The organism is Nissabacter archeti, assembly GCF_018257325.1.
In the GTDB taxonomy this organism is placed as follows: Bacteria; Pseudomonadota; Gammaproteobacteria; order Enterobacterales; family Enterobacteriaceae; genus Chimaeribacter; species Chimaeribacter arupi.
The window spans coordinates 180,420-206,008 of sequence record NZ_JAERKB010000009.1 but is presented as its reverse complement, the minus strand read 5'-3'; the positions used below and the strand labels follow the sequence as shown (position 1 = coordinate 206,008).

20 protein-coding genes, 1 pseudogene and 1 other annotated feature are annotated in these 25,589 nt (G+C 60.4%); of the genes and pseudogenes, 11 read left to right on the top strand and 10 right to left on the bottom strand.

What is annotated here, in order from left to right; all coding sequences use genetic code 11:
• The first annotated feature begins 76 nt into the window (after window positions 1–76).
• Window positions 77–673, top strand: a complete 597-nt coding sequence (ribA, locus tag JK232_RS14745) for a GTP cyclohydrolase II (RefSeq protein ID WP_072930715.1) — start codon at window positions 77–79, stop codon at window positions 671–673.
• 83 nt (window positions 674–756) lie between these two features.
• On the opposite strand, the gene acnA is transcribed toward ribA, so the two are convergent.
• The 3 genes from acnA to topA all read right to left on the bottom strand — a co-directional run bounded on the left by acnA (window position 757) and on the right by topA (window position 7,617).
• Complete coding sequence (acnA, locus tag JK232_RS14740) at window positions 757–3,429, bottom strand: aconitate hydratase AcnA (protein ID WP_101828660.1); 2,673 nt, start codon at window positions 3,427–3,429, stop codon at window positions 757–759.
• 276 nt (window positions 3,430–3,705) lie between these two features.
• Entirely contained in the window at window positions 3,706–4,680 is a 975-nt protein-coding gene (gene cysB / locus JK232_RS14735) for an HTH-type transcriptional regulator CysB (protein ID WP_101814522.1), read from the bottom strand.
• A 339-nt stretch (window positions 4,681–5,019) separates the two neighbouring features.
• Entirely contained in the window at window positions 5,020–7,617 is a 2,598-nt protein-coding gene (gene topA / locus JK232_RS14730) for a type I DNA topoisomerase (RefSeq protein WP_072930721.1), read from the bottom strand.
• Window positions 7,618–8,060: 443 nt separating this feature from the next.
• Here topA and JK232_RS14725 point away from each other — a divergent pair, with 443 nt between their 5' ends.
• On the top strand, window positions 8,061–8,312 hold the full coding sequence (locus JK232_RS14725) for a YciN family protein (protein WP_072930723.1): 252 nt from the start codon (window positions 8,061–8,063) through the stop codon (window positions 8,310–8,312).
• Between the two features lie 58 nt (window positions 8,313–8,370).
• Here the strand turns inward: JK232_RS14725 and sohB are convergent, their stop codons facing one another.
• Window positions 8,371–9,414: a protease SohB gene (sohB, locus tag JK232_RS14720; RefSeq protein ID WP_072930725.1), complete on the bottom strand. Its 1,044-nt coding sequence runs from the start codon at window positions 9,412–9,414 to the stop codon at window positions 8,371–8,373.
• 337 nt (window positions 9,415–9,751) lie between these two features.
• Between sohB and JK232_RS14715 the strand changes: the two genes are divergently transcribed.
• Window positions 9,752–10,513: a YciK family oxidoreductase gene (locus JK232_RS14715; RefSeq protein WP_072930727.1), complete on the top strand. Its 762-nt coding sequence runs from the start codon at window positions 9,752–9,754 to the stop codon at window positions 10,511–10,513.
• A gap of 4 nt (window positions 10,514–10,517) precedes the next feature.
• Window positions 10,518–11,105 (top strand): cob(I)yrinic acid a,c-diamide adenosyltransferase, encoded by a 588-nt coding sequence (gene cobO, locus JK232_RS14710; RefSeq protein ID WP_072931023.1) that lies wholly within the window; start codon window positions 10,518–10,520, stop codon window positions 11,103–11,105.
• Window positions 11,106–11,125: 20 nt separating this feature from the next.
• Here the strand turns inward: cobO and cobT are convergent, their stop codons facing one another.
• From cobT to rnm, 5 genes are all read right to left on the bottom strand, one after another.
• Window positions 11,126–12,172: a nicotinate-nucleotide--dimethylbenzimidazole phosphoribosyltransferase gene (cobT, locus tag JK232_RS14705; RefSeq protein WP_072930729.1), complete on the bottom strand. Its 1,047-nt coding sequence runs from the start codon at window positions 12,170–12,172 to the stop codon at window positions 11,126–11,128.
• Between the two features lie 153 nt (window positions 12,173–12,325).
• A complete protein-coding gene (gene cobS, locus JK232_RS14700) occupies window positions 12,326–13,069 on the bottom strand; it encodes an adenosylcobinamide-GDP ribazoletransferase (protein WP_072930731.1) in 744 nt (247 codons plus the stop codon).
• 519 nt (window positions 13,070–13,588) lie between these two features.
• Window positions 13,589–14,461, bottom strand: coding sequence for a 23S rRNA pseudouridine(2605) synthase RluB (rluB, locus tag JK232_RS14695; protein WP_072930733.1), 873 nt, complete (start codon window positions 14,459–14,461; stop codon window positions 13,589–13,591).
• Between the two features lie 771 nt (window positions 14,462–15,232).
• Window positions 15,233–15,853 (bottom strand): L-threonylcarbamoyladenylate synthase, encoded by a 621-nt coding sequence (locus JK232_RS14690; protein WP_072930735.1) that lies wholly within the window; start codon window positions 15,851–15,853, stop codon window positions 15,233–15,235.
• Window positions 15,854–15,906: 53 nt separating this feature from the next.
• On the bottom strand, window positions 15,907–16,773 hold the full coding sequence (gene rnm / locus JK232_RS14685) for an RNase RNM (RefSeq protein ID WP_139300323.1): 867 nt from the start codon (window positions 16,771–16,773) through the stop codon (window positions 15,907–15,909).
• 221 nt (window positions 16,774–16,994) lie between these two features.
• Window positions 16,995–17,096: a sequence feature (Trp leader region), on the top strand.
• A 28-nt stretch (window positions 17,097–17,124) separates the two neighbouring features.
• Between rnm and JK232_RS14680 the strand changes: the two genes are divergently transcribed.
• From JK232_RS14680 to JK232_RS14650, 6 genes and pseudogenes are all read left to right on the top strand, one after another.
• Window positions 17,125–18,687 (top strand): anthranilate synthase component 1, encoded by a 1,563-nt coding sequence (locus JK232_RS14680; RefSeq protein WP_101828673.1) that lies wholly within the window; start codon window positions 17,125–17,127, stop codon window positions 18,685–18,687.
• Window positions 18,687–20,301, top strand: a pseudogene (trpD, locus tag JK232_RS22860) (bifunctional anthranilate synthase glutamate amidotransferase component TrpG/anthranilate phosphoribosyltransferase TrpD). The gene JK232_RS14680 and the pseudogene trpD overlap by 1 nt, the downstream one beginning before the upstream one ends.
• Before the next feature lie 3 nt (window positions 20,302–20,304).
• Window positions 20,305–21,663 carry a bifunctional indole-3-glycerol-phosphate synthase TrpC/phosphoribosylanthranilate isomerase TrpF gene (gene trpCF, locus JK232_RS14665; RefSeq protein ID WP_212589352.1) on the top strand — a complete coding sequence of 453 codons (1,359 nt, stop codon included), beginning with the start codon at window positions 20,305–20,307 and terminating at the stop codon, window positions 21,661–21,663.
• Window positions 21,664–21,704: 41 nt separating this feature from the next.
• A complete protein-coding gene (gene trpB, locus JK232_RS14660) occupies window positions 21,705–22,895 on the top strand; it encodes a tryptophan synthase subunit beta (RefSeq protein WP_072930745.1) in 1,191 nt (396 codons plus the stop codon).
• Window positions 22,895–23,701 carry a tryptophan synthase subunit alpha gene (trpA, locus tag JK232_RS14655; protein ID WP_101828657.1) on the top strand — a complete coding sequence of 269 codons (807 nt, stop codon included), beginning with the start codon at window positions 22,895–22,897 and terminating at the stop codon, window positions 23,699–23,701. Before trpB ends, trpA begins: the two co-directional genes overlap by 1 nt.
• Before the next feature lie 167 nt (window positions 23,702–23,868).
• A complete protein-coding gene (locus tag JK232_RS14650; RefSeq protein ID WP_072930756.1) occupies window positions 23,869–24,183 on the top strand; it encodes a BON domain-containing protein in 315 nt (104 codons plus the stop codon).
• Between the two features lie 71 nt (window positions 24,184–24,254).
• Here the strand turns inward: JK232_RS14650 and ompW are convergent, their stop codons facing one another.
• Window positions 24,255–24,887: an outer membrane protein OmpW gene (ompW, locus tag JK232_RS14645; RefSeq protein WP_072930757.1), complete on the bottom strand. Its 633-nt coding sequence runs from the start codon at window positions 24,885–24,887 to the stop codon at window positions 24,255–24,257.
• A gap of 285 nt (window positions 24,888–25,172) precedes the next feature.
• On the opposite strand from ompW, the gene JK232_RS14640 reads away from it, so the two are divergent.
• Window positions 25,173–25,568: a YkgJ family cysteine cluster protein gene (locus JK232_RS14640; protein WP_072930758.1), complete on the top strand. Its 396-nt coding sequence runs from the start codon at window positions 25,173–25,175 to the stop codon at window positions 25,566–25,568.
• The last annotated feature ends 21 nt before the right edge of the window (window positions 25,569–25,589 follow it).

Here is a 25,589-nt window from a genome sequence, read left to right as displayed (position 1 = left end):
GCTGGTCAAGGCGCGCCGCAGAACGTAGGATGCGCAACAAGAATAACGTCAAATATCAGTTTTTTTGGAGAGTAACATGCAGCTTAAACGGGTCGCCGAAGCGAAACTGCCGACGCCGTGGGGGGATTTCCTCATGGTCGGCTTCGAAGAGTTGGCCACCGGGCAGGATCACGTGGCGCTGGTATACGGCGATGTCTCCGGCAGCGCGCCGGTGCTGGCACGTGTGCATTCAGAGTGCCTGACCGGCGATGCCCTGTTCAGCCTGCGTTGCGACTGTGGTTTCCAGCTGGAAGCCGCCCTGACGCAGATTGCCGAAGAGGGGCGCGGCATCCTGCTCTACCACCGTCAGGAAGGGCGCAACATCGGGCTGCTGAACAAAATCCGCGCGTATGCGTTGCAGGACAAAGGCGCAGACACCGTGGAAGCCAACCATCAGCTCGGGTTCGCCGCCGATGAGCGTGACTTCACCCTGTGCGCGGATATGTTCAAGCTGCTGGGGGTAGACGCCGTGCGCCTGCTGACCAATAACCCGAAAAAAGTGGCGATCCTGACGGAAGCCGGCATCAACATCACCGAACGTGTGCCGTTGATTGTGGGGCGCAACCCGAAAAATGAGCACTATCTGGCGACCAAAGCGGCCAAAATGGGCCACCTGCTCGACCCGAAAAAATAAGCCGTCCCGGCACGAAAAAGGGCACCCCAGCGGGTGCCCTTTTTTATAGGCCGCCGGGCAACAGGTGCCCGGCACATCGCGGCTTAGGCCAGCATTTTACGGATCATATAGTGCAGGATGCCGTCATTGTTGAAGTAGGTCAGCTCATTGCTGGTATCGATGCGGCAACGGGCGTCAATCTCAGCGGTATGGCCATCTGCGTAGGTCAGCGTCACTTTTACCGTTTGCCCCGGTGACAGGGTTTGCAGGCCATGAATACTGATCTGCTCCTCGCCGGTCAGCGCCAGGGTTTTGCGGGTTACCCCGTCCGGGAACTCCAGCGGCAAAATCCCCATGCCGATCAGGTTAGAACGGTGGATACGTTCAAACGATTCGGCAATCACCACACGGATCCCCAGCAGTCGCGGCCCTTTCGCCGCCCAGTCACGGCTGGAGCCGGAACCATATTCCTTACCGGCAATCACCGCCAGCGGCACCTTCTCCTGCTGGTAACGCATCGCGGCATCATACACTGCCATCTGCTCCTGGGACGGCAGGTGGCGGGTGATCCCGCCCTCCACGCCCGGCACCAGCTCGTTACGGATGCGCACGTTGGCAAAGGTCCCGCGCACCATCACCTCGTAGTTGCCGCGGCGCGAACCGTAGGAGTTGAAATCCTCTTTCGCCACGCCATGATCGCGCAGATAGTACCCGGCCGGGCTTTCCGCCTTGATGTTACCCGCCGGCGAGATGTGGTCCGTGGTCACTGAGTCGCCCAGCATCAGCAGGATGCGCGCGCCTTCGATGTCCTGCACCGTTTTCGGCTCCGCCTCCATGTCGTCGAAGAACGGCGAATGGCGGATGTAGGTGGAGTCATGCTGCCAGCTGTAGGTCGGCGAGCCTTTCACCTGAATCGCCTGCCAGTTTTCATCGCCGTTAAACACCTCAGAGTACTCTTTGAGGAACATCTCGGTGCGTACCTGCTCCACGGCCTGCGCGATCTCATTGGCACTCGGCCAGATCTCATGCAGGTAGACCGGTTTGCCCTCTTTGTCGGTGCCGAGCGGATCGGCACTGAGGTTGACCTTCAGGTTACCGGCCAGCGCATAGGCCACTACCAGCGGCGGCGAGGCGAGCCAGTTGGTTTTGATCAGCGGGTGGATGCGCCCTTCAAAGTTACGGTTACCGGAGAGCACCGCGCCCACCGTCAGGTCACCGGCTTTGATCGCCTCTTCAATCGGGCCGAGCAGCGGGCCGGAGTTGCCGATACAGGTGGTACAGCCGTAGCCCACCAGGTTGAAGCCGAGCTTGTCGAGATAGCTCATCAGCCCCGCCTTGGCCAGGTAGTTGGTCACCACCATTGAACCGGGTGCCAGCGAGGTTTTTACCCACGGCTTGCTCGTCAGGCCGCGCTCCACCGCTTTTTTCGCCACCAGCCCGGCGGCCATCAGGATGCTGGGGTTGGAGGTGTTGGTGCAGGAGGTGATGGCGGCGATCACCACCGCGCCGTTTTCCAGGTTCAGCTCCTCACCGCGCAGGGTGATGGTTTCGGCCTCGCTGCCGGCACGGGCGTTGACATCCAGTTCCGTCGCGGCGTTAAACGCCTGCGGCACGCCGGGCAGCGCCACGCGGTCTTGCGGGCGTTTCGGCCCCGACACGCTGGACTCCACCGTCCCCATATCCAGCGCCAGGGTGCTGGTAAAGATCGGTTCGTCGCCCTCATGCCGCCACAACCCCTGCTCGCGGGTGTATTTCTCCACCAGCGCGATCTGCTCATCGCTGCGACCGGTGAGTTTCATGTAGCTCAGCGTCACCTCGTCCACCGGGAAGAAGCCGCAGGTGGCACCATATTCCGGTGCCATGTTGGCGATGGTGGAGCGGTCGGCCAGCGGCAGATCGGCCAGCCCGTCGCCGTAGAACTCCACAAATTTGCCGACCACGCCGTGTTTGCGCAGCATCTGCGTCACCGTCAGCACCAGGTCAGTGGCGGTGATGCCCTCACGCAGTTTGCCGGTGAGTTTGAAGCCCACCACATCCGGGATCAGCATCGACACCGGCTGGCCGAGCATCGCCGCTTCCGCCTCAATACCCCCCACGCCCCAGCCCAGCACGCCCAGGCCGTTGATCATGGTGGTGTGGGAGTCGGTGCCGACCAGGGTGTCCGGGTAGGCGATCTCTTTGCCGTCCTGCTCCTCATGCCACACCGCCTGCCCGAGGTACTCCAGGTTCACCTGGTGGCAGATGCCGGTGCCCGGCGGCACTACGCGGAAGCGGTTAAACGCCTGCTGCCCCCAACGCAGGAACTGGTAGCGCTCATGGTTACGTTCCATCTCCAGCCGTACGTTCTCATCAAACGCGTGGGTGGTGCCGTACTCATCCACGGTAACCGAGTGGTCAATCACCAAGTCAACCGGCGACAGCGGGTTAACCTGATCCACGGCCCCGCCCAGCCGTTTCACCGCCTCACGCATTGCGGCCAGATCCACCACCGCCGGGACGCCGGTGAAGTCCTGCATCAGCACGCGTGCCGGGCGGTAGGCAATCTCACGGTTGGCATGGCCGGTTTTCTGCCAGTTCACCATCGCCCGCAGGTCGTCCTCGGTGACGGTGTCGCCATCAATATGGCGCAACAGGTTCTCCAGCAAGACCTTCATCGATTTCGGCAAGCGGGAGATGTCCCCCAGTTGCTCAGACACCGTATTCAGACTGTGGTAGTGGTACTCGTGATTCAGCGCGTCCAGCTTTTTCTGACTTTGCTCACGAAGATCGGATGACATGGCGCTCCTCCCATTTGGATCTGTTCATGTCACACAATGCCCGGCCGGAGAGCGGAATACCGCCAATACCCGGTCAGGTTGTGCGTCTTAATTTAAAGATAACACAAACAGCGCGTAACGTTTTGATAACAACACCTTTTGATCAGGACGATCGGCGCAACCCCTTAATGGCAGGGGAAAATCGGTAAAACCGCGTAGACAGGGGGCAACAGGCGGGAGGGCAAAGCTGCCGGGCGATACCCGGCAGGCAGGGTTATTTTACCGGCAGGGACACGGTTATTTCACCGGCAGGGAGATGTCTTTGAACATCGCCTCAATCTCTTCGTTCGAGCGCAGTGACACCGCGCTGTCCACCACGTCACGCGTCAGGTGCGGTGCGAAACGGTGGATGAAGTCGTACATGTAACTGCGCAGGAAGGTGCTGCGGCGGAAACCGATTTTGGTGGTACTGTAGGTAAAGATGTCGCGCGCATCCACCGTGACCAGATCCGGGTCTTGTACCGGGTCAATCGCCATGCTGGCGATCACGCCGACGCCCAGCCCCAGCCGTACGTAGGTTTTGATCACATCGGCATCGGTGGCGGTAAACACGATGCGCGGCGTCAGCCCGGCGCGGTTGAAGGCAGTGTCCAGCTCCGAGCGGCCGGTAAAGCCGAAGGTGTACGTCACGATCGGGTACGTCGCCAGTTCTTCAATGGTGACATGCTCTTTCCCGGCCAGCGGGTGGTCGGGCTGGACCACCACGGCACGGTTCCAGTGGTAGCACGGCAGCATCACCAGATCGTCATACAGGTGCAGCGCCTCGGTGGCGATGGCGAAATCAGCCGTGCCTTTGGACACCGCCTCAGCTATCTGGGTCGGCGACCCCTGGTGCATATGCAGCGACACCCGCGGGTAACGCTCAATAAAGCCCTTAATCACTTGCGGCAAGGCATAACGCGCCTGGGTATGGGTGGTGGCGACATAGAGCGAGCCTTTGTCAGGATAGGTATGCTCACCGGCCACGGCTTTGATGGCGTCAACTTTAGACAGCACTTCACGTGCAATGCGGATGATCTCCTGCCCGGCGGGCGTCACCTGGGTGAGGTGCTTGCCGCTGCGGGCAAAGATCTGAATGCCCAGCTCATCCTCCAGCATCCGCACCTGCTTGCTGATGCCCGGTTGTGAGGTGTAAAGCCCTTCAGCCGTCGAGGAGACGTTAAGGTTGTGATTGACAACTTCCACAATGTAACGAAGCTGCTGCAATTTCATATCTTTACCGTCCTAGGTTAAGCACTGCCCCGCAGGCAGTCAGACAAGGGGTGATAAGCGCATCGCCGATCTGTGCATCGCCGGGGGGAAGCGTAACGCCGGGGCGAAAAAAGTCAGGTCAGTTAATGACAATTAAACATAAAAAAAGATTTTATATAACCATTATAACAATCGGGACGGGCCTGTATAGCGCTTCACCCTGCCTGCTGGTAATTTCTGTCAATCAATGCACATAAAATCATATGTATGCATGATGATAAATCCACCCGCTATAAAAAAACCAGCGTTTAGACGCTGGTTTTTTGCGGAGTGCTCAGGCGGTCACCTTCTCAGGGACGCTTATTTTTTGGTTTCAGCCCACTTGCCGTCGACAAAGAACGCTGACCAACCGGTCGCCTTGCCGTCTTTCTCAGAGGAGACGTACTGCTGCTTGGTTTTGCGGCTGTAGCGTACCAGGGTTTTGTTGCCGTCCGGGTCAGTGGCCGGTGCATCCGCCAGGTAACGCAGTTTCTCCGGCAGGCGGTCACGGAAACGGGCCAGCTCTTCAACCAGCGGCGCACGGGTTTCGCGCGATTTCGGGAAGGTGTTGGCCGCCAGGAAGACCCCGGCCGCGCCGTCACGCAGCACGAAATAAGCGTCAGACTTCTCACACTCCAGCTCCGGCAACGGTACCGGATCTTCCTTCGGCGGCGCCACTTCGCCGTTACGCAGGATTTTACGGGTGTTTTTACAGGCGTCGTTGGTGCAGCCCATGTACTTGCCGAAACGCCCCATTTTCAGGTGCATCTCTGAACCGCACTTCTCGCACTCCACCACCGGGCCATCATAGCCTTTCAGGCGGAATTCGCCCTGCTCAATCTCGTACCCTTCACAGGCCGGGTTGTTACCGCAGACGTGCAGCTTGCGCTGGTTGTCGATCAGGTAGCTGTCCATCGCCGTGCCGCATTTCGGGCAGCGGCGGCGGGCGCGCAACGCGTTGGTTTCGGCATCTTCGCCTTCCAGCACGTTAAGCACTTCGGTTTCCGGCACCAGGTTAATGGTGGTTTTGCAGCGCTCTTTCGGTGACAGCGCATAGCCGGAGCAACCGAGGAACACGCCGGTGCTGGCGGTGCGGATCCCCATTTTACGGCCGCAGGTCGGGCAGTCGATGCTGGTCAGCACCATCTGGTTCGGGCGCATACCGCCCTCTTCCGGGTCCTGCTCAGCTTTGCCGAGCTGGTCACTAAAATCGCTGAAGAAGCCGTCCAGCACCGCTTTCCATTCCGCCTGATTGTTGGCGACCTGGTCGAGGTCATTTTCCATGCGTGCCGTGAAATCGTAGTTCATCAGCTCGCGGAAATTCTCTTCCAGCCGGTCAGTGACGATCTCACCCATCTTCTCGGCGTAGAAACGGCGGTTTTCCACCCGCACGTAACCCCGGTCCTGAATGGTGGAGATAATCGACGCATAGGTTGACGGGCGGCCGATGCCGCGTTTTTCCAGCTCTTTCACCAGCGAGGCTTCGCTGAAGCGCGCCGGCGGCTTGGTGAAGTGCTGGCTCGGCAACAGCTGTTGCAGGCTCAGTTCGGTACCGATCGCCACGTTCGGCAGCGTGCGGTCTTCATCATTTTTACGCAGCGCCGGCATCACGCGCGTCCAGCCGTCAAAGCGCAGGATGCGCCCCTTGGCGCGCAGCTGGTAATCCGCTGCCTGCACCGTCAGGGTGGTGGAATCATATTTGGCCGGGGTCATCTGGCAGGCAACAAACTGGCGCCAGATCAGCTGGTACAGCTTCTGCGCGTCCGCTTCCATGTCTTTCAGCTGCTCGGCCACCACCTGCACATCCGAAGGACGGATCGCTTCGTGCGCTTCCTGGGAGTTCTCTTTGCTGCTGTAGGTGTTCGGCTCTTTCGGCAGGTATTTGTCACCGAATTCGCTGCCGATGTAACCGCGCACCATGGTCAGGGCGTCCTGGCTCAGGTTGGTGGAGTCGGTACGCATGTAGGTGATGTGGCCCGCTTCATACAGGCGCTGCGCCATCATCATGGTTTTTTTCACGCCGAAGCCCAGACGGGTACTGGCCGCCTGTTGCAGCGTGGAAGTAATGAACGGGGCGCTGGGGCGGCTGCTGGTCGGCTTGTCTTCACGATCCAGCACCGTGTAGCGCGCTTTTTCCAGCAGCGCGACGGCGGCGTGGGTCTGTTCGCGGTTGACCGGTTTGAACGGCTTGTCATGGTGGTGGGTCACCTCCATGTTCAGCACGGTGTCGTCCTGGGTGTTCAGCTGGGCATGCAGCTCCCAGTACTCTTCCGGCACGAACGCCTTGATTTCGCGCTCACGCTCCACCACCAGCCGGACGGCCACCGACTGCACGCGGCCGGCGGACAGGCCGCGGGCGATTTTTTTCCACAACAGCGGGGAGACCATGTAGCCCACCACGCGGTCCATAAACCGGCGTGCCTGCTGGGCATTAACGCGGTCAATGTTCAGCTCGCCAGGCTGGTTAAACGCCTGCTTGATGGCGTTTTTGGTGATTTCGTTGAACACCACGCGGCTGAAGCGGCTGTCATCACCGCCGATCACTTCCCGCAGGTGCCAGGCAATGGCTTCCCCTTCGCGGTCAAGGTCGGTAGCGAGGTAGATGTGGTCGGCGTTTTCCGCCAGGGACTTCAGCTCCGCCACCACTTTCTCTTTGCCGGGCAGGATTTCATATTGCGCCTGCCAGCCGTGGTAAGGGTCAACCCCCATGCGGTTTACCAGTGCGGCTTTCTCATCCTTTTTGACTTTTTTCTTTGGTTTTTCTTCGGAAGATTCGGCGCTTTTTTTACTGGCTGACCCGCTGGTGGGTAAATCGCGGATATGACCGACGCTGGACTTCACCACGTAGTCATTGCCTAAATATTTATTAATCGTTTTGGCTTTTGCCGGGGACTCAACTATTACGAGAGCTTTTCCCATATTTATCTTTACCTAAATTAATTCTTCCGAAAAAGAAATTTTTATCTCGTTATGCCGCAGCAGTATGACTCTCTTTTTTATATTGCGGCAGTGAAGCAGGAGATCAAGGCATTTTTCATCATCGGGTTCCTGATTGGTCATCACTGACACAATCAGCCCGGTCCGCCTGCGGGGCTGGCCCCGGCACCTGCCGATTGCAACCACTTTTTTGATGCGCCTGACGGATGACCGGCACACAAAAAAGTCTGAAGCGTAAAGTAAATCTTCCACTTATCCGGCGAAAGGCCACACTCTACCTGATAAATATCGCCACGCAACCTAATTAGCATGGATCCTGCGTTTTCGCCAATGGTCTCTTTTGCACGCCATACCCTTGCGGGGTTTGCGGGTTTTCCGTTGGCGCACTACACTGGCGGCGGATAATCAGTTGCGGAGTCATCAGGATGAACAAAAATAGAACGGCCATCAGTAAAAACGCGTTACTGGATCTCGCCAATAATATTATCAAAACACATGAAGATTATTTGCACGGTATGGTTGCCACCGATGTGCGGCAAAATGGCGACGTGCTGGTTTTCAGCGGGGAGTTTTTCCTTGATCAGCAAGGGTTGCCAACGGCGAAAAGCACCGCGGTATTTAATATGTTTAAACACCTGGCCCATCAGTTATCTGATAAATATTATCTGGAAAATTAACCATTCGGTTAAAAGGGGCTGACGCCCCTTTTTCTTCTTTATAACACCGCTGTTTTGTTTATAACATTGGCTTCTGGCCCCGCTGCCACCAGCGCAGCAGCAGGCGGTCAGCACTTTCGGCGGCGCTGCCGGTAAAGCGGTCCATCAGGCGCTTGCGGCGGGTGTAACGAACGCTTATCACCTCGTGGTTTTCCATCTCCGCGATCAGCAGATCATCACTGGTGCCGATGGCGTCAATCAGCCCTTTTTCGCGGGCCTGCATCCCGAACCAGTGCTCGCCGGTGGCCACGCTGTCGATGTCCAGTGACGGGCGCTGCTGCTTGACGAACTCTTTGAACAGCAGGTGCGTTTCATTCAGGTCCTCGCGGAACTTCTCCCGCCCCTGCTCGGTGTTTTCACCAAACAGGGTCAGGGTGCGTTTGAACTCGCCGGCGGTGTGCAGCTCCACGTCGATGTCGTTTTTCTTCAGCAGCCGGTTGAAGTTAGGGATCTGGGCCACCACGCCTATCGAGCCAATCACCGCGAACGGTGCCGCGATGATGCGGTCCGCCACACAGGCCATCATGTAGCCGCCGCTGGCGGCCACTTTGTCCACCGCCACCGTCAGCCGGATACCGGCCTGGCGCAGGCGGGTCAGCTGCGAGGCTGCCAGCCCGTAGCCGTGCACCACCCCGCCGGGGCTTTCCAGGCGCAGCAGCACTTCATCCTGCGGCGTTGCCACCGCCAGAATGGCCGTGATCTCCTCACGCAGCGACGCCACTTCATGCGCGTCGATGCTGCCGCGGAAATCCAGCACGTAGAGGCAAGGTTTGCCGTGGCTGACGCCCTGCTTCGCATTGTGTTTTGCCTGTTTCGCCTCCGCTTTGCGCTCTTTTTTCAACGCTTTGGCGCGGGCCTTGCGCGCGGGCTCATCCAGGCGCGCCGCACGCATTTCCTGCTGCACCTCCCGGTACTGCTCCGAAAGATCGGTGAGTTGCAGTTCGCCGGGGCGCTGCGCTTTGCGCGCCCGCAGGCTGAAGATCAGCACCACCAGGGCGCCGATGGCCACCACCAGGGTGACGACTTTGGCCAGAAACAGCCCATACAGAGAGAGTAACTCCACGAATTTCCGCCTTTTTCCTGTCAGTAAACGTCCGGTTAACCAGTGTAAACATTTCCGGCGGCGGCGTCTTGCCGCAGGCTGCCGGACCGGGCAAAGAGTGTCGCACGGCCGCCGCGCCCACGCACGGTATGTTCCTGTTTTGTTACAAATAATAGGATGAAATTGCGGTTATTCATTGAAAAGTCGATCCATTTAAGGCATATAACGTGCAATATTCCTGAAATCACCCACGATTCGCGCCAGGGCTGCGTTGACGGTCGAGCCTGCTCCCGCCGTGCCCTGGTCTTTGTGACCGGCCCACGCCGCCGGCACCTTTGCCACGCGAGAGGACACCCCTGTGCACTACCATCCAAAGCGTAACCTGCTTGAAAACCGCCTGATTCTGGTCACCGGTGCCGGTGACGGCATCGGCCGTGAAGCCGCCCTGACCTACGCCCGCTTCGGCGCGAGCGTCATCCTGCTGGGCCGTACCGAAAGCAAACTGCTGGCCGTGCAACAACAGATCGCCCAGGCCGGGCTGAAACCGGCACGCGTCATCACCCTGGATCTGCTGACCGCCACCCCGGCCGATTGCCGCGCGGTGGCCGACACGCTGGCGCAACACCTGCCGCGCCTTGACGGCGTGCTGCACAATGCCGGGCTGCTGGGTGAAATCACCCCGATGGCGCAACAGGACAGCGAGATGTGGCATCAGGTAATGCAGGTCAACGTCAATGCCACCTTTATGCTGACCCAGGCGCTGCTGCCGCTGTTGCTGAAATCCCCCGGCGGCTCGCTGGTGTTTACCTCGTCCAGCGTTGGCCGCGAAGGGCGTGCGGGCTGGGGCGCGTATGCCGTCTCCAAGTTCGCCACCGAAGGCATGATGCAGGTGCTGGCGGAAGAGTATAAACACTCTACCCTGCGGGTGAACTGCATTAACCCCGGCGGCACCCGCACCACCATGCGCGCCTCGGCGTTCCCGCAGGAGGATGCCAACAAGCTGAAGACCCCGGCAGATATTATGCCGCTGTATCTCTACCTGATGGGCGATGACAGCCGCCGTAAAACCGGCATCAGTTTCGATGCGCAACCGGGCCGCAAGCCCGGCCCGGCGGAGTGATGCGATGAGCGACCGTCACCAGCAACGTCAACAGAAACTCAAAGAACAGGTGGATGCGCGCATTGCTGCCGCCCAGGAGACACGCGGCCTGTTAATGGTGTTCACCGGCAACGGCAAAGGCAAAACCACGGCCGCTTTCGGCACCGTGACCCGCGCAATTGGGCATGGGCTGCGCGCCGGGGTGATCCAGTTCATCAAGGGCGAATGGCCGAACGGCGAGCGCAACCTGCTGGAACCGCACGGCGTGGAATTTCAGGTGATGGCGACCGGCTTCACCTGGGAGACGCAGAACCGCGACACCGACACCGCTGCCTGCCAGGCGGTGTGGCAGCACGGCAAAAAAATGCTGGCTGATGAAACGCTCGACCTGGTGCTGCTGGATGAGCTGACTTACATGGTGAGTTACGGTTACCTGGATCTGGCGGAGCTGATGGCCGCGCTGGATGCCCGCCCGGCGCACCAGACGGTGATCATCACCGGGCGCGGCTGCCACCGTGACCTGCTGGAGAAGGCGGATACGGTGAGCGAACTGCGCCCGGTAAAACACGCCTTTGACGCCGGGATCATGGCGCAGAAAGGCATCGACTGGTAATCGTCAGCGCTGACTGGCCGTTAAAGCTGAATATTGCACTCTGCCAGCGTGGCCATGTCGTTGTGCATGGCGCAGGCAGCATCCACCAGCGTAAAGGCCAGCGCAGCCCCGCTGCCCTCACCGAGGCGCATTGAGAGGTCGAGATAGGGGCACAGTTGCAGATGCGCCAGCGCCAGCTGGCTGCCGCGTTCCGCCGACCTATGTGACGGAATCAGGTAGTCACGGGCCGCCGGGGCGATCAGGCAGGCCGCCAGCGCCGAGGCATAAGAGAGGTAGCCGTCCAGCACCACCGGGATGCCCGCCGCCGCTGCGCCGAGGATCGCCCCGCTCATTGCCGCCAGCTCAAAGCCACCGACGGCGGCCAGGATGGCGATGCCGTCCTGCGCGTCCGGCTGGTTGGTCGCCAGTGCGCGCTGCACTACCGCCACTTTGTGGCCCAGCTGCTCCGGCGGCAGGTTTGCGCCAAGGCCCACCACCTCTTCCGGCGGCTGGCCGGTCACGGCACATATCACTGCGGCGGCCGGGGTGGTATTGCCCATACCCAGCTCACCGACGCCCAGCAGATCCAGCCCCTGAGCCACCTGTGCTGCCACCCAGCGCACACTCCACAGGATAATCGCCTCTGCCTGCGCACGGCTCATGGCCGGCCCCACGGCGATGTTCGCGCTGCCCTGCCCCTGGTGGCAGTCAACGGCCCCGGCCACCGGGCCGCCGATGATGCCGGTGTCCACCAGCGTCACGCGGGCGCCGGCTGTTTTAGCCATCACATTGACCCCAGCCACCCCGCGCAGAATATTGTTTGCCTGAATCGCTGTGACGACCTGCGGTGACGGGGTGATCCCCTCCTGCCAGACGCCATGATCGGCGGCCATGACCACAATCTCTTTCTGCGGGAATTGCAGCGGCCGATCGCTGCCGCGGATACCGGCCAGCTGGATGGCCAGGGTTTCCAGGCGGCCGAGGCTGCCGGGCGGCTTGACCAGGGAGTCCAGCCGTTGCCGGGCGCGCGCCATCGCGGCGTTGTCCAGGGGGGCGATAGCGCCGGGGATGTCGTTGACCGATGTCATGTTAACTCTCCATGTGATGTCGCGGCAGCCATGCCGCCGCCGTTCATTTAATAGGTTCAGAAAGGGGGTAATGCGCCGCCGGGCGGGAATAGCCCCCTGCGGAAAAAGGGCTGCCCCGCCATCACGGGCGGCGTGGGCAGCCGGGGGATGACATCAGTGCCACATCAGTGCCAGCAGGAACACAATCTCAAACAGCTCATTACCGGCACCCAGCGTGTCACCGGTCTGGCCGCCGATCTTTTCCTGCACCGCACTGCGGAACATCAGCGCAAAAAACAGCGTGACGGCCACCGCAATCAGGCTCATGACGCCGCACAGCAGCGCCACGCCTGCCAGGGTGATAAGCAGGGTAAGCACGAAGCGGCGCGGGCAGATCTTGCCGATATAGAGGTTGCCCAGCCCATCCTCCCGCGCATAGTTCTGCCGGAACATCAGCAGCAACAGCGTACCGCGGCTCAGCAACGGGGTGGCGAGCAGCACCGGCAGCATGGCGTAGCCGCTGACGCTCATCTGGTAAATCGCCCCCACGCGGATCAGCAGCGTCAGGACCACCGCAGCGGCGCCATACGTGCCGATACGGCTGTCACGCATAATCTCCAGCGCCCGCGCCCGGCCGGAACGGGAAAACAGCCCGTCACAGCTGTCTGCCAGGCCGTTGAGGTGGAATGCCCCGGTCACCAGCACATTGGTGGTGACCGCCAGCATCGCGGCCATCAACGGCCCCAGCGCACTGGCCGTCAGCATATAGATGACGGTGCAGCACATCCCCACGATTAATCCGATAACCGGGAACCAGTAAACGCCGCGGGGATAGTCCTCCACACTCATCCGGGCTGAGGCGTTGGCCGGAACCGGAAGGCGGGTTAAAAATTGTAAGGTTGCCAAAAACACTTTCATAGCGAGCATCTGTCCATTGATGTTAATCCTAGCCTTTAATGTTGTACTCAATGCCGGTGACCCTGGGCGCGGCCCAGCGTGCATCCGGTAATATGCAGGCATTCCCTGCCGGCCTGATGGTTTCCCTCCTTTCCCGTGCCGCAGGGCATTCCCTGCCGGACGGGCATTGCTCACGGCTTGTTGTCATATGGCCAACCTGTCCGGCGGAGCCGGGTCAATGCGCGCACCACTCTATTTTGGTGGTTTATCCGATCACGGCCTAATAACCGTAACGGCATGATGAACAGGCAGAATGCCCGCCCCCGGCGCATTTCCTCCGGTGTCGCCGTTTATTAATATCACAGGTCTTACCACGGGTTAATCGCAATTGATTGAAATGAAATTCGTTTCTATTTCAGCACTGAATATCTTACTGAAATAATGTTACTTTTATATAATTTCATTGGCTAAAATTCAGAAAAATTCAAAAAAAAACCGCAGCCAGGGCTGCGGTTCAGGGAATACGGCGCGGAGAATTGATTAGCCGCGCTTATTGGTTGTGCTGCGACGGCCGGGGGCGACCTGGCTGTGGCGTTTCACTGCACGGCGGATCTGGTTAGCTTTTACGCGGCGGCGATCTTTTTCCACCGGCATTTTGCTGACGGTTTCCGGGTCCAGCTCCACCAGCTCACGCAGGTAGTTGATCTGCGGCAGATCCAGCTCTGTCCAGCCGCCGCGCGGCAGGCCTTTCGGCAGGGTCAGGTCACCGTAACGCACACGGATCAGGCGGCTGACCTGCACGCCCACCGCTTCCCACAGGCGGCGGACTTCGCGGTTGCGGCCTTCGGTCAGGGTCACGTTGTACCACTGGTTCAGCCCTTCGCCACCCTGGTAGGTGATGGTGCGGAACGCCGCCGGGCCATCTTCCAGCTGCACACCGCGGCTGAGCTGTTTGATTTTTTCATCATCCACCTGGCCGAACACACGCACGGCGTATTCACGCTCGACTTCACGGCTCGGGTGCATCAGGCGGTTTGCCAGCTCACCATCGGTGGTGAACAACAGCAGGCCGGAGGTGTTGACGTCAAGACGCCCTACTGCCACCCAGCGTGCGCCGCGCAGTTTCGGCAGGCGGTCAAACACCGTCGGGCGGCCTTCCGGATCGTTACGGGTACACAGCTCGCCTTCCGGCTTGTAGTACGCCAGCACGCGGCACACGGCTTCCGTGGATTCACTGATGGAAACCACGTGGCCATCCATACGGATTTTCATGCCTGCGGTCACTTCGACGCGATCGCCGAGCGTGGCGATTTTGCCGTCTACACTGACGCGGCCTGCCTGGATAATGGCTTCAATTTCGCGGCGGGAACCGTGGCCGGCCCGCGCCAGAACTTTCTGTAATTTCTCGCTCATTGAGCAACCTCTGTTGTCGCCTTCACAGGCGTCAGATAAACCGCAAAAGAGATTTCTGCGGCTCAGGAATGGGGCTTATAAGCAATCTTGATATAAATCAATCACTTATAAAAAGTTTAGCCGACTATTATACACAGTTACGCCCGCTTTGTATTCCCTATTATAGCGTGCGGAGAAGGTAAGGGGCGGCCGCAGCGGCCCTGATGTGGGAAAGGGAAACGTTAACTGAACAGCCACCAGAGCAGGCAGGCCCAGAACAGGCCACAGCCTGCCAGCATCGCCAGCCACACGGTGCGGCGCAGCCGGTTGCCGCCGGCTTGTTGTTTCGGTGCACGCATAAATCGTCTCAAGAGAAAATAAGGCTAATCTTATTGTGTAGAGATAAGCGCGGATAATCGTTTGAACCATTTAATAATATGAATGTAATAGCCCTGATTAATCATCTTAACGCGTTGAATTAACGGAACCCGTAATTCACACCTGATGAAATAGGATTAATTTTACTTAAGTCGCTTTAATAAAAATACGTAAGCCAAATTCAGGCTGAAAGATAAGAGAAAATAAAGCGGGAAACTGAGGCTGCGGGGTTTACAGGATTACAGGTGAGGTTGACCCGTTTAAGCAGCGGGTTTAGCGGGTTTAAAAAGCCTTTAGCGGATTTGAAAAGCCTTTAGCGGGTTTGAAAAAGCCTTTAGCAGGTTTGAAAAGCGTGCGGCCTAAAGGCGGGTGCAGGTCTATGCCCGGCCACGCTGAGGGGCCGGGCGGCGGAAATTAGCGGAACGGCGCCGGGTCGCCCGCCCCTTCGCGGATCACTTCCGGGGTGCTGTCAGTCAGGTCAACCACCGTGGTCGGCTGCTGGCCCAGGGAACCGCCGTGGATAATCAGATCCACCTGTTTGCCCAGCATGTCTTTGATTTCGTCCGGGTCGGATTCGGCAAAATCGTTGCCCGGCAGCATCAGCGTAGTGGACATCAGCGGCTCATGGAGCGCCTCCAGCAACGCCAGGGTAATCGGGTTGGACGGCACCCGCAGGCCGATGGTTTTGCGTTTTTCGCTCATCAACCGGCGCGGCACCTCTTTGGTGGCTTTCAGGATGAACGTGTAGTTACCCGGCGTGTTATTTTTAATCAGGCGAAACGCGCTGTTGTCCACGTAGGCGTAAGTGGAGAGCTCGCTCAAATCGCGGCACACCAGCGTAAAGTTGTGATTGCTGTCCAGCTGGCGGATGCGGCAGATGCGCTCCATCGCCGCTTTCTCCTCCAGCCGGCACCCGAGCGCATAACCGGAGTCCGTCGGGTAGACAATCACCCCGCCTTTTCGCAGCACATCCACCGTCTGGTTGATCAGGCGCTGTTGCGGGTTTTCGGGGTGAATATAGAAAAACTGACTCATCAGGTACCTCTTTTATCAGGGTTATCCCGGCGTCATGCCGGGCTTCCGGCTCGTCAGGCGGTGGGCCAGTCACGCCAGACCGGCTCCACGCCGCCCGGCAGCCAGAGCTTGCGGCCCAGCTCTATCCACGAGCAGGGCTGGTGGAAGTCCGATCCCTGCGACGCCAGCAGTTGATACTGCTGCGCGTACTGGGCCAGTTGCGTGCGTTCATTGGGGGCCTGCTGACACTGGGCCACTTCCATGGCGTCGCCCCCGTGCTCAGCAAAAAAGGCCAGCAGCCGCTTAAGCCATTTTGCTGACAGATCGTAACGGCCGGGGTGGGCGACCACCGCCTGACCGCCAGATTGATGAATAACATCAATAGCCTGTTCTATTGTACACCACTGAGGCGGAACGTAGCCGGTTTTCCCCTTGGCCAGGTATTTCTTGAACACCTGCGCGACGTTTTCGGCTTTGCCGGCCTCAATCAGGAAACGGGCAAAATGGCCGCGCGTCACGGCCCCGCCGTCCGCCAGCCGTAATGCGCCTTCCAGCGCACCGGGAATGTGCGCTTTCTCCAGACGGCGCGCCATCTCTTCTGCCCGCTGCTGACGGTAGAGCCGCTGCTGCGCCAGCAAGGCCTGCATCATTGGGTGCTGTGGGTCAATATTCAACCCGACGATGTGGATCTCATGGTTTTCCCACAGGGTGGAGATCTCCACCCCGTTTACCAGCCGCAGCGGCAACTGTTGCGCCGCTATGGCCTCCGCTGCTGCCGCCAGGCCGTCAACCGAGTCATGGTCTGTGATCGCCAGCACCCCGACGCGCATCTCCACGGCGCGCGCCACCAGCGCGGCGGGCGTCAGGAACCCGTCCGAGGCGGTGGTGTGGCTGTGGAGGTCGAACAGGGTAAAGGCGGTGGAAGTGGCTTCAGTCAACATGGTCATCCTGCAAAAAACGTGAATCCCCGGTGGGGCAGTGGCGGCACGTTACCCCATAGTGGCGGGCGGATGCCAGCCCTATGTCATCTTCATCATTTTTATCATTTCACGTTAACCCCCGGAAATGAGGGTTGACTTTCCTCCGACGAACCAGTTAACTAGTACACAAGTTCACGACAACCTGGTGCCTGATGATGAAAACCGTGCTGATTACCCTTCTTGTTCGTTGGTGGCGCTCCTCCCTTTTGCGGGCGGTGTAATCACGCATACGGTCATCAGACCTTGCAGATACCCAGAAGCCCGCCGAGTGCGGGCTTTTTTGTGGATAAAAATAACGACGTGGAAGCAAACATGAACACAACCCAACCTACCCTGACGCTGCTGAGCATGACCGGTTGCTACCGGGATGACCCGACCGCCATCTTCAACCAGCTGTGCGGCGCACGCCCGGCCACGCTGCTGCTGGAATCCGCCGAGATCACCAGCAAGCAGAACCTGAAAAGCCTGCTGATTGTCGACAGCGCCCTGCGCATCACCGCGCTGGGCCGCACCGTCAGCCTCCAGGCCCTCACCGCCAACGGTGCCTCGCTGCTGCCGCTGCTGGATGCGGCGCTGCCGCCGGAGGTCGCTAACCACGTGCGCCCCAACGGCCGCGAGCTGACATTCCCGGCCATCGACCCGATGCAGGATGAGGACGCGCGCCTCTGTTCACTGTCCGTGTTTGATGCATTGCGCCGCATCCTGACGTTGGTGGCCTGCCCGGCTGATGAGCGTGAGGCGATGTTCCTCGGCGGCCTGTTCGCCTACGATCTGGTGGCCGGGTTTGAAGACCTGCCGCCGCTGCGCGCTGACCAGCGCTGCCCCGATTTCTGCTTCTACCTGGCGGAGACGCTGCTGGTGCTCGACCACCAGCACCGCACCAGCCGCCTGCAAGCCAGCGTGTTTACCCCGTCTGCCGGTGAGGAACAGCGCCTGCAACAACGGCTGGAACAGTTGCAACAGCAGTTGCAGCAGCCCGCGCGCCCGATCCCGTACCAGGCGGTGCAGGACATGGCGCTGAGCTGCAACCAGAGCGACGCCGAATACGGCGCGGTGGTCAGCGGGTTACAACAGGCGATCCGCGCCGGGGAGATTTTCCAGGTGGTGCCGTCGCGCCGCTTCTCCCTGCCCTGCCCGTCACCACTGGCCGCCTACCAGACGCTGAAAGAGAACAACCCCAGCCCCTATATGTTCTTTATGCAGGACAACGATTTCCAGCTGTTCGGCGCCTCGCCGGAAAGCGCCCTGAAGTATGAGGCCGACAGCCGCCAGATTGAGATCTACCCGATTGCCGGCACCCGCCCGCGCGGCCGCCATGCCGACGGCTCGCTGGACCGTGACCTCGACAGCCGGATTGAGCTGGAGATGCGCACTGACCACAAAGAGCTGGCCGAACATCTGATGCTGGTGGATCTGGCGCGCAACGACCTGGCGCGCATCTGCGAGCCGGGCAGCCGCTACGTCGCTGACCTCACCAAAGTTGACCGCTACTCGTTCGTGATGCACCTGGTGTCCCGCGTGGTCGGCACCCTGCGCCACGATCTTGATGTGCTGCACGCCTATCAGGCCTGCATGAACATGGGCACCCTGAGCGGCGCACCGAAAGTGCGCGCCATGCAACTGATTGCCGCCTCCGAAGGCAGCCGCCGCGGCAGTTACGGCGGGGCCGTGGGGTACTTCACCGCCCACGGAGACCTCGATACCTGCATCGTGATCCGCTCTGCGTATGTGGAAGACGGCATCGCCACCGTGCAGGCCGGGGCCGGCGTGGTGCTGGACTCCATTCCGCAGGCGGAAGCGGACGAAACCCGCAACAAAGCCCGCGCCGTGCTGCGCGCCATTGCTACCGCACACCATGCCGGGGAGGTGTTCTGATGGCTGATATCCTGCTGCTCGATAATATCGATTCCTTTACCTACAACCTGGTGGACCAGCTGCGCACCTTCGGCCACCGGGTGGTCATCTACCGCAACCAGATCCCGGCGGACACCATCATCGCCAGGCTGAAAGAGATGGAGCAGCCGATCCTGATGCTCTCCCCCGGCCCCGGCACCCCGGCAAAGGCGGGCTGTATGCCGGAACTGCTGCAACGGCTGCGCGGCCAGTTGCCGGTGATTGGCATCTGCCTCGGCCATCAGGCAATTGTGGAAGCCTACGGCGGCCACGTCGGCCAGGCGGGTGAAATCCTGCACGGCAAGGCCTCCCCGGTTGAACATGACAACCAGGCGATGTTTGCCGGGCTGCCGAACCCGCTGCCGGTGGCGCGTTACCATTCGCTGGTCGGCAGTGATATTCCGGCCGGGCTGGTGGTGAACGCCCATTTCAACGGCATGGTGATGGCCGTCCGCCACGACGCCGATCGCGTCTGCGGCCTGCAGTTCCACCCGGAATCCATCCTGACCTCACAGGGCGCGCGTCTGCTGGAGCAGACCCTGGCCTGGGCGCTGGCTTAAGACAAGGAGACAGATCATGACAACGTCACATGACCACCACGCCGCCATCCTCGAGCAGCTCTACCGTGCCGAGCCGATGAGCCAGGCACAGAGCCGCCGGCTGTTTACCGCCATTATTCACGGCGAGCTGGAGCCGTCCCAACTGGCAGCGGCGCTGATCAGCATGAAAGTGCGCGGCGAGCGCCCGGAAGAGATTGCCGGGGCGGCGCAGGCGCTGCTGGCTGATGCGCAGCCTTTCCCGCGCCCCGACTATCCGTTTGCCGATATCGTCGGCACCGGCGGCGACGGCAGCAACAGCATTAACATCTCCACCGCCAGCGCCTTTGTGGCCGCGGCGTGCGGGGTGCGGGTCGCCAAACACGGCAACCGCAGCGTCTCCAGCCGGTCCGGTTCGTCCGACCTGCTGGCGGCATTCGGCATCCGCCTGGATTTACCGGCTGACGAAGCGCGTCAGGCGCTGGACGACCTCGGCGTCTGCTTCCTGTTTGCGCCGCAGTACCACACCGGCTTCCGCCACGCGATGCCGGTACGCCAGCAGCTGAAAACCCGCACGCTGTTTAATGTGCTGGGGCCGCTGATTAACCCGGCGCGCCCGCCGCTGGCGCTGATTGGCGTCTACAGCCCGGAGCTGGTGCTGCCGATTGCCGAAACCCTGCGTACGCTGGGCTACCAGCGCGCGGCGGTGGTGCACGGCGGCGGTATGGATGAGGTGGCGATCCACGCACCGACCCAGGTGGCAGAGCTGAACCAGGGCCGCGTCACCACCTATCAGCTGACCCCGGCTGACCTCGGGTTGCAAAGTTACCCGGTGGAGGCGCTGCTGGGCGGTACGCCGGAAGAAAACCGTGACATTCTGGCACGCTTGTTACAAGGTAAAGGTGAACCCGCCCATGAGGCCGCGGTGGCCGCTAATGTCGCGCTTTTACTGAAGCTTTTCGGGCAAGAAGACCTAAAACAGAATGCGCAGCAGGCGCTCGCGGTGATCCGCAGCGGCGACGCTTACCAGCGTGTCAGCGCATTGGCAGCAAGAGGATAAGTGATGCAGGAAACCGTGCTCCACCGGATCGTTCGTGACAAGGCAGTTTGGGTCGCGGCGCGTAAAGAACAGCAGCCGCTGGCCGATTTTGAACACCTGCTCGGCCCCAGCCAGCGCAGCTTTTACCACGCCCTTCAGGGCGCCCGCACCGCCTTTATCCTGGAATGCAAAAAGGCGTCGCCCTCCAGGGGGCTTATCCGGGAAGATTTTAACCCGGCCGAGATTGCCGGGATTTACAGTGACTATGCTTCGGCCATTTCAGTGCTGACTGACGAGAAATATTTCCAGGGCAGTTTTGATTTCCTGCCGCAGGTCAGCGCTGCCGTCACCCAGCCGGTGCTGTGTAAAGATTTCATCATCGACCCGTACCAGATCTACCTGGCGCGCCACTATCAGGCCGATGCCGTGCTGCTGATGCTCTCCGTGCTGGACGATGAACAGTACCGCCAACTGGCTGCAGTGGCCCACAGCCTGAACATGGGCGTGCTGACCGAGGTGATCAGTGACGAAGAAGCGGCGCGCGCGCTGCGTTTGGGCGCGAAAGTGGTCGGCATCAACAACCGTGACCTGCGCGACCTGAGCATCGACCTTGACCGCACCCGCCGCCTGGCCCCGCTTCTGCCGGGTGTGACGGTGATCAGCGAGTCAGGCATCAACACCTACGCCCAGATCCGCGAGCTGAGCCGCTTTGCCAACGGCTTCCTGATTGGCAGCGCGCTGATGGCGGAGCCGGATCTGGCGGCGGCCGTACGCCGTGTGATGCTGGGTGAGAATAAAGTCTGCGGCCTGACCCGGCCGGAAGATGCCCAGGCGGCCCATCAGGCCGGCGCGGCCTTCGGCGGGCTGATTTTTGTCGCCCGCTCACCGCGTTGCATCTCGCCGGAACAGGCGCGGCAGGTGATGGCGGGTGCGCCGCTGAAGTATGTCGGCGTGTTCAGCGACCAGCCGGCTGACGAGGTGGCGCAGACCGCCGCCACGCTCGGCCTGCATGCGGTGCAGTTGCACGGGCAGGAGGATCAGGCGTACATCGGCCGCCTGCGCGCTTTACTGCCGGATACCTGCCAAATCTGGAAAGCGCTGAGCGTGCGCGACCAGATGCCCGCCCGTGACCTGAACCAGGTGGACCGCTATGTGCTGGACAACGGCAACGGCGGCAGCGGCCAACGCTTTGACTGGCGGGTGCTGGCCGGGCAGCCGCTGGAAAATGTGCTGCTGGCCGGTGGGCTGGGCGCAGACAACTGCGTGCAGGCCGCCCAGCTCGGCTGTGCCGGGCTGGATTTCAACTCCGGCGTGGAGTCTGCCCCCGGCATTAAAGACCCTGCGAAACTGATCGCCGTATTCCAGACGCTGCGCGCCTACTGAGGCGCGCCGTCAGACCGTTTTCATACACAGGACAGCGAAGAATGACATTACTTAACCCCTACTTTGGTGAGTTCGGCGGGATGTATGTGCCGCAGATTCTGATGCCCGCACTGAAACAGCTGGAAGAGGCGTTTGTCAGCGCCCAGCGCGACCCGGCTTTTCAGGCTGAATTTTTTGACCTGCTGAAAAACTACGCCGGCCGCCCGACCGCCCTGACGCTGTGCCGCAACCTGACGGCCGGTACCCGTACCACGCTCTACCTGAAGCGTGAGGATCTGCTGCATGGCGGCGCGCACAAAACCAACCAGGTACTGGGCCAGGCCTTGCTGGCGAAGCGGATGGGCAAAACCGAAATCATTGCCGAAACCGGTGCCGGGCAGCACGGCGTGGCGTCGGCACTGGCGTCCGCCCTGCTTGGCCTGAAGTGCCGCATCTATATGGGTGCGAAAGATATTGCCCGCCAGTCCCCCAATGTGTTCCGGATGCGGCTGATGGGCGCGGAGGTGATCCCGGTGCACAGCGGTTCGTCCACGCTGAAAGATGCCTGCAATGAGGCGCTGCGCGACTGGTCTGCCAGCTATGAGAATGCCCACTATATGCTGGGCACCGCCGCCGGGCCGCACCCCTACCCGACCATTGTGCGTGAGTTCCAGCGGATGATCGGCGAAGAGACCAAGGCGCAGGTGCTGGAAAAAGAGGGCCGCCTGCCGGATGCGGTGCTGGCCTGTGTGGGCGGCGGCTCCAATGCCATCGGCATGTTTGCCGACTTCATCGAAGAGGAATCGGTGGCGCTGATAGGCGTAGAGCCGGGCGGGCTGGGCATTGAGTCCGGCCAGCATGGCGCACCGCTCAAGCATGGCCACGTCGGCATCTATTTCGGCATGAAAGCGCCGATGATGCAGACTGAAGAGGGGCAGATTGAGGAGTCTTATTCTATCTCCGCCGGGCTGGATTTCCCGTCCGTCGGCCCGCAGCACGCCTACCTGAACAGCATCGGCCGCGCCGAGTATGTCTCGATTACCGATGAGGAGGCGCTGGACGCCTTCAAGGCGCTCTGCCGCAGCGAGGGAATTATCCCGGCGCTGGAGTCCTCCCATGCGCTGGCCCATGCGCTGAAAATGATTAAAGAGAACCCGGAGAAAGAGCAACTGCTGGTGGTGAACCTCTCCGGCCGCGGCGACAAGGATATTTTCACGGTCCATGACATTCTGAAAGCACGGGGAGAGATTTGATGGAACGCTATCAGCAACGTTTTGCGGCGCTGGCCGCCCGCCGGGAAGGCGCGTTTGTGCCCTTCGTGACCCTTGGCGACCCGAACCCGGAACTCTCGCTGGCGATTATCGACACGCTGGTGGAAGCCGGGGCCGATGCGCTGGAACTGGGCATCCCGTTCTCTGACCCGCTGGCGGATGGCCCGACGATCCAGAATGCCGCCCTGCGCGCCTTTGCCGCCGGGGTGACGCCGACCCGCTGCTTTGAGATGCTGGCGGCGATCCGCGAAAAGCACCCGGACATCCCGATTGGCCTGCTGATGTACGCCAACCTGGTGTTCCACAAAGGGATTGATGCTTTCTACCAGCGCTGCGCCGAGGTGGGCGTGGATTCGGTGCTGGTGGCGGATGTGCCGATCGAGGAGTCCGCGCCGTTCCGCGCGGCCGCCCTGCGCCACAACATCGCGCCGATCTTTATCTGCCCGCCGAATGCCGATGATGACCTGCTGCGCGAGGTGGCTGCCCACGGCCGCGGTTACACCTACCTGCTGTCACGCGCCGGGGTGACCGGCACCGAGCAGCGCGCCCAGTTGCCGCTTGGGCACCTGATCGACAAGCTGACCGAATACCAGGCCGCGCCGCCGTTGCAGGGCTTCGGCATCTCCGAGCCGTCACAGGTGCGGGACGCGCTGAATGCCGGGGCCGCCGGGGCGATCTCCGGCTCTGCCATCGTACGCATCATCGAGCAGTACCATGAGCAGCCGGAGGAGATGCTGCGCCGTTTGGCCACCTTCGTCACTGACATGAAAGCCGCTACCCGCGCCTGATCCCCCACGCCTTACCGTTTCGTGCGGTAAGGCGTTATTTGTGCTGCTTATTTCCCCGCTGGATTTGTCTAACCCTCATCTATGCACCAAACTGATTGAACCTGCGCCCGTAACGGCCGATTGGCTGTGGCAAAGGATGATTCCTTTATTTGGCATGGAGAGTGGACATGAAGATAGTCAAAGCCTTATCTGCACTGTGTATGGCGCTGATGGTTGCGCTGACCTTGTCTGCCTGCGCACCGACGGCAAAATCGGAAGGCACCGGCGGTTACCTGGATGACACGGTCATCACTACCAAGGTGAAATCTGCCCTGCTGGCGGATGACACCCTGAAATCGACCGAGATCAATGTCGAAACCTTTAAAGGCCGGGTGCAGTTGAGCGGCTTCGTCAGCTCGATGGCCGACGCCAGCCGCGCCGTTCAGGTGACGCGTAAAGTGACCGGTGTACGCTCGGTAGAGAACGCGATGCAGATCAAATAGCCGTTTTGCCGTAAAGAAACAGAAAAGGCGCACCCCGGTGCGCCTTTTTCTGCCTGATGAAACGCGGCCTCTCAGAAGCGGTAACCGGCACCAAACATAAAGACCCACGGGTCGATGCGGGTGTCGATACTCTGGTGGGCATCCCCGGCATTGAAGCGCGCCTTGGTTTCAATATTCATCCACCAGACCGACATGTTCAGCAGCCAGTGCTCATTGAGGTTATAGTCCAGCCCCGCCTGCCCGGCGATGCCCCACGAATCTTTCAGGCTGAGGTCGCTGAGGCCCGCCGCTTTGCCGGTGTCGTTGAATTTCTCGTCAAAGAAGGTGGTGTAGTTCACCCCGACGCCCAGGTAGGGGCGCAGCGCGTCCTGTTTGCTGCCGAAATAGTATTGCGCCATCAAGGTCGGCGGCAGTTGCTTGACTTCGGCAAGGGTGCCGGTGGATTGCAGGCCAATTTTATGTTTGAACGGCGTGGCCGCCAGCAACTCAACGCCGATGTTGTCGGTCACCAGGTAGCTGAAGGTCAGCCCCAGTTGGGTGTTGTTATCCACATCGAAAGGGCCAAGCCCCAGCACATTGTCTGACCCTTCCGTTGGCCGCACCGTGGCGGTTCCGGCGCGCACGATGAAATCCCCTGCCTGATGCGCCGACGCGATGGCCGGCAGTGCCGCTGCCGCCAGCAAAACCCAGGATGCCTTGTTCATTCTCCTCTCCTTTGCCTGAATATATTTCCGTGAGAAATGTTTATGGTTTTTACATTCATATTTCGTATAGGCGCGCATCATTGCATTGAAAAGATGAGGATTCCATCCCGATCAATTTACCCGGATACATTAAAAAGCAATGAATTGATCCAGATCAAAAACACCTGTTTTTATCGGCGCTTTTTCCGGCCTGAAATTTCTGTTGCCAAAAAACGGGGCCGTGAGTAACGTGCTCTTTCCCCGTGTTTTTGGTTCGAAACCGTAAGGAGTCGGTGGGTAATCAAGATGAGCGAATCCCTTAATCCCTGCGTTAGCTGTGGCGCGTGCTGCGCCTATTTCCGTGTCTCCTTTTATTGGGCCGAAGCCGAAGACGGCGGCGGGCTGGTACCGGTTGACCGCACGGAACCTCTCACCCCGTTTCTCCGCTGTATGCAAGGCACCAACAGTAAATCGCCGCGCTGCACGGCCCTTGAGGGCGAGATAGGCCAGTCAGTCTCCTGTTCCATTTACCTTAACCGGCCCACCCCGTGCCGGGAGTTTGATCAGTCTGGTGAAAACGGTGTCGCCAATGAGGCGTGCGACCGGGCGCGGGCGCGCTATGGCCTGCCGCCGCTCCCGGTGGTGCCGGTCAGCCTGCTGCCGGCGGCAATGCCGGATGCGGGGTGCCACACAGCCACGTAACAGGTTACAATCAGTGTCTTA